A 4,155-nucleotide genomic window follows, 5' to 3' on the forward strand; every position below is an offset into this window, starting at 1 on the left:
CTTTGGGGCTGCCCACCGAGCGCATGCCTCCACGGAGGGCGTGGCGACGGCCTGTAAATCACAGAGCAAGCCGTGTGTGAGTGGTCTGCTGATGCAAAAAGAGCTGGACTATCTCGGGGGTGCGGTAATCAATCCCGCCCGCCCGTTTGTCGCGATTCTAGGCGGCAAGAAAGTCGCGGATAAGATTCCGGTGATCGAGAACCTGCTTCCCCAAGTCGACAGCCTGATTATCGGCGGCGGAATGGGCTACACGTTCGCGAAAGCGGCGGGCTTTGAGATAGGCAAGAGCCTCCTCGACGCCGATTCGCTGGAGTTCTGCAAGAGCCTTTTAGGCAACGAAAAGATCGCCCTGCCGACGGACTGTGTCACGGTCACGGAGTTCTCCAACGATGCCGAGCGCATCACGGTTAGTGTCGAGGCCATTCCTGCCGACCGTGAGGGCCTCGACATTGGTCCCGCGAGCGCGGCGGCGTTCGCCAAGGTGATCGCCACCGCAAAGACCGTGATCTGGAACGGCCCGATGGGGGTCTTTGAGTTCCCCAACTTCGCCGCAGGAACAAAAGCTGTCGCGGAGGCCATGGCCGCTGCAACCGCAAACGGCGCCATCACCATTGTCGGGGGCGGCGACTCCGCCGCCGCCGTCGAGCTGCTGGGCTTTGCCGACAAGATGAGCCATATCTCCACCGGCGGCGGCGCGAGCCTGGAGTTTTTAGAAGGCAAGAAGCTCCCCGGCGTCGAGGCGCTCGACGACAAGTAAGCCCGTCGGTTGGAGTCCCCTCGATTGGAACGAGGGGACTGTAAAGCGCTTCGCGCTACGAAGGCCACTTCGGGCCATACAGAACTTTATGGGCTCTCCACCTAGGGGAGCCCTTTTTCTCACTGGGGTAATGCATATGTCCACGGTTCCTCATCCTGATCCCGCAGAGCTCGGGCAAAATCTCTTCTATGGCATCGGCGTGCGGAAAAACTACCGCAAGGCGTTTCCTTTGCTCCTACAAGCTGCAGAACTCGGGCATATTCACTGCCAGAACGTCGTTGGCTTTTGCTACAATAGCGGCTATGGCGTAGGCAAAGACGTTACCCAAGCGCTCTTCTGGTACGAGCAAGCGGCAGCGAACGACCATCAAGTGGCTCTGTTCAATCTCGCACGATGCTATGAGATAGGCAAAGGGGTTGCGCGTGACTTGGAGAGAGCCTTGGAACTCTACAAACGAGCAGCGGCGCTTGGTGATGTTCCTGCGGCATGCAACCTTGGGGTGATGTATGAGCTGGGCCAAGGCACCGAGGTGAACCTCACCGAGGCCATTCACTGGACGCGCTACGCCGCTCAGCGAGGCGATTCAAAGGCGCAGTATAACTTAGGAATCTGCTACGACGAAGGAGCCGGCGTGGCGAAAAACCGACGCTGGGCGACTCTCTGGATGCGAAAGGCGGCGACCCAAGGGCATCTTGGGGCGCTTGCCTTTCTCGGAGAGTCCCGCCGGTTGGAGCGGCGGGACTAGAGAGCTAAAGCGACAAAGGCCGTTCCGGCCATCCCGATTTCTTATGGGCGACACGCCCTTTGTAGCGGAGCCTGCGACGCTCTCCAGCACCGCCGCTCCAACCGGCGGTGTGATAGGATAGTCCTAATTATTCGGGAGGCGATATTTTGGAGATTGTTCTGGGCGGACGTCGGAAAGCGCGACGGGCATATGGGTTCGATGAGGTGGCACTGGCACCAGGGCCACTGGTGATTGATGCGCGGGATGTAGACGTTTCCTGGGAGCTGGCGGGACACAAGATCACGATTCCGATTCTCGCATCCGCGCTCGATGGTGCGGTCAATCCGCGCCTCGCCGCCGAGTTCAGCAAGCAGGGCGGAATCGCCGTGCTCAACTTGGACGGCATCCAGACCCGCTACGAGAACGCCGAAGAGATCCTCCAGAGCATCGCGGACCACGACGGTGAGGGCGTAATCGCCTACATCCAGAGCCTCTACAACGCCGCTCCCGTGCGCCCCGATCTCATCGCAAGGCGTATCAAAGAGATCAAAGACGCGGGCGGAATTGTCGCTGTGGCCGCCGCGCCACACTCCGCGCAGAAAGCCGCCGAGGCTGCCATCCCCGCCGGAGCCGACTTCTTCTTTATCCAGAGCACTGTCGGCAGTGTGAGCTTTGAGTCTTCCATCGTGCCCGAGTTCCCTGTCGCCGAGTTCTGCAAAAACTGCCCCATCCCCGTGATCGTGGGCAACACGGTCGGTTATCAGGCAACGATGGAGCTCATGGAAGCGGGAGTCGCTGCAATCTTAGTGGGCGTCGGGCCGGGCCATATCTGCACCAGCCGGAAAGTCCTGGGAATCGGCGTCCCGCAGATCACCGCCACCGCCGACTGCGCCGCCGCCCGCGACGACTTCTTCGAGAAAACGGGCCGCTATGTTCCGATTATCACCGATGGCGGCATCCGCAACGGCGGCGATATCGCCAAGGCCATTGCCGCCGGTGCCGATGCCGTGATGCTAGGCTCCACCATCGCCGCCGCCAACGAAGCTCCTGCGCCGGGCTACTCCTGGGGCATGGCCGCCATGAGCCCCGACCTGCCCCGCGGCACGCGCATCAAAGTGGGCATCTCTGGCACGCTGAAAGAGATTCTTCACGGCCCGGCCCACAAAGACGACGGCACGATGAACCTTGTCGGGGCTCTCAAGCTCTCTATGGGCTCACTCGGAGCGCACAACATCAAGGAGATGCAGCACGTCGAGATGTTTGTCGCGCCCAGCCTTCCCAATGAAGGCAAGTCACTCCAAAGAGCCCAAGGCGTCGGATAGGCTCTTCTAGTACGTGTTGATGCCTGCGACGAGATCCCCCTCATCGTCTGCGTTGAGTGTACGCCCCCGCTCCCGCTTTGCTAATGCTATCTCTCTAGGCACCCCGGCACGCCCACCGTCATCGTCGCCATCCGGCCCGACACTATAGAGCGTGTATTTTGCACCGTCTTTTTTGTACCGAAGCGGCTGGTCTTGCCCAAAAGGATCGGTGAAGCGCGGGTCGGGCGTGCCGGTGAGCCGCAGGGTGATTTGGGCACGCAGGAGATTCATCTCAGTGCGGTTTTTTGCTTCGGTAAAGTGTGCTTGCGCAAAGACCGGCAGGAGCATCTCGTTGATAGCATCAGTTGGCTCAGGTAGTGAAACGCCATCTTTACGGTAGGGCTGCTTGACTGCGACAATGAGCTTTGTGTAGTACCGATCGTTATTCCCAGCCGCCAAGCGCTTTGGAGTGAACAGTATCCGTAGCGCGAGCCAGCGATTCTGGCCTTCCCAGTCTCCCGCACCAATAGCAGGCAGAATCTCTGAGAGATTGCGTTGGCTCAAGTCCCGGATGGTTTTCTGGCTCCAGAGGTGTTCGACTTCCATGGTCTCACTGAGAGGCCAGCGCTCTTGCTCCAGCGCATCGAGCCGCTCCAGCGTGGTTTTAAGCGTCGGGGTATCTAGTTTTTCTTTACAGTCGGCGAGTGCTTTTCGTCCGATGGCCTCGCAGGCAATCCCCACCAGCTCCCCAATGAGCGGCCCGCCTCGTGCGATCTTCACTCCCAGCGCGATGGCATCTGTGGCGCACCGGGCGGCCTCGGAGTAATTGCCCAGATCGGCGTAGGTGTGCGATGCAAACGAGAGCATCCGGGCAAGCTCACGCTGCTCGGCGTACTCGGGGAAGTTTTGGTTGATATCGTAGGTCATCGGCTGGCGGTACTCTTGCGTGAGTGCCTCGCGCACCGTGGCGAGTGCTTTCTCATTGGCCATAAGCAGCGCCTTTCGCGTCTCTAAAGGCTGCTCTTTCTTGTCGTCGCGCGGCGATAGCTCCGCCTCAGCGAGCTTGGAGACAAGCAGGGTCTTAGCAACTCTTAGCGTGTCGTGAGCGTTGGGAACGGGCATCGCGTGCTGGGGCAAGGCCAGCGGCGGGACATCGTTGAGGCGGGCGTTGATCGCGACTCCGGCCAACACCAGCGAGGGAATCAGAATCCCGACGGCGATCAGGGCACGCTCGGAGCGTGTGAAGCGTTTATCTGTGCTCATGATGCTACTAACGCAAGACCAGCAGATTTGGTTACGGGGCGCTTAAAACCTCATGGTTCGCTCATTTTTTGTGGCGGTAAAACAGATTGCTCCACCAGGCGAATGTACAC

The 4,155-nt window shown here is 59.9% G+C and carries 4 protein-coding genes; 3 read left to right on the forward strand and 1 reads right to left on the reverse strand.

Going from position 1 to position 4,155, the window contains the following annotated elements; translation table 11 throughout:
• From pgk to RMO15_RS32560, 3 genes are all read left to right on the forward strand, one after another.
• A partial coding sequence (gene pgk, locus RMO15_RS32550; protein WP_309723320.1) for a phosphoglycerate kinase occupies positions 1–757 on the forward strand: 757 nt, incomplete at its 5' end.
• A 136-nt stretch (positions 758–893) separates the two neighbouring features.
• Entirely contained in the window at positions 894–1,502 is a 609-nt protein-coding gene (locus tag RMO15_RS32555; protein WP_309723323.1) for a tetratricopeptide repeat protein, read from the forward strand.
• Positions 1,503–1,648: 146 nt separating this feature from the next.
• Complete coding sequence (locus tag RMO15_RS32560) at positions 1,649–2,803, forward strand: GuaB3 family IMP dehydrogenase-related protein (protein ID WP_309723326.1); 1,155 nt, start codon at positions 1,649–1,651, stop codon at positions 2,801–2,803.
• A gap of 6 nt (positions 2,804–2,809) precedes the next feature.
• Here RMO15_RS32560 and RMO15_RS32565 read toward each other — a convergent pair whose 3' ends face one another.
• Positions 2,810–4,045, reverse strand: a complete 1,236-nt coding sequence (locus RMO15_RS32565; protein ID WP_309723328.1) for a hypothetical protein — start codon at positions 4,043–4,045, stop codon at positions 2,810–2,812.
• Positions 4,046–4,155 lie beyond the last annotated feature (110 nt).

The sequence above is a fragment of the Armatimonas sp. genome (assembly GCF_031410135.1).
In the GTDB taxonomy this organism is placed as follows: Bacteria; Armatimonadota; Armatimonadia; order Armatimonadales; family Armatimonadaceae; genus Armatimonas.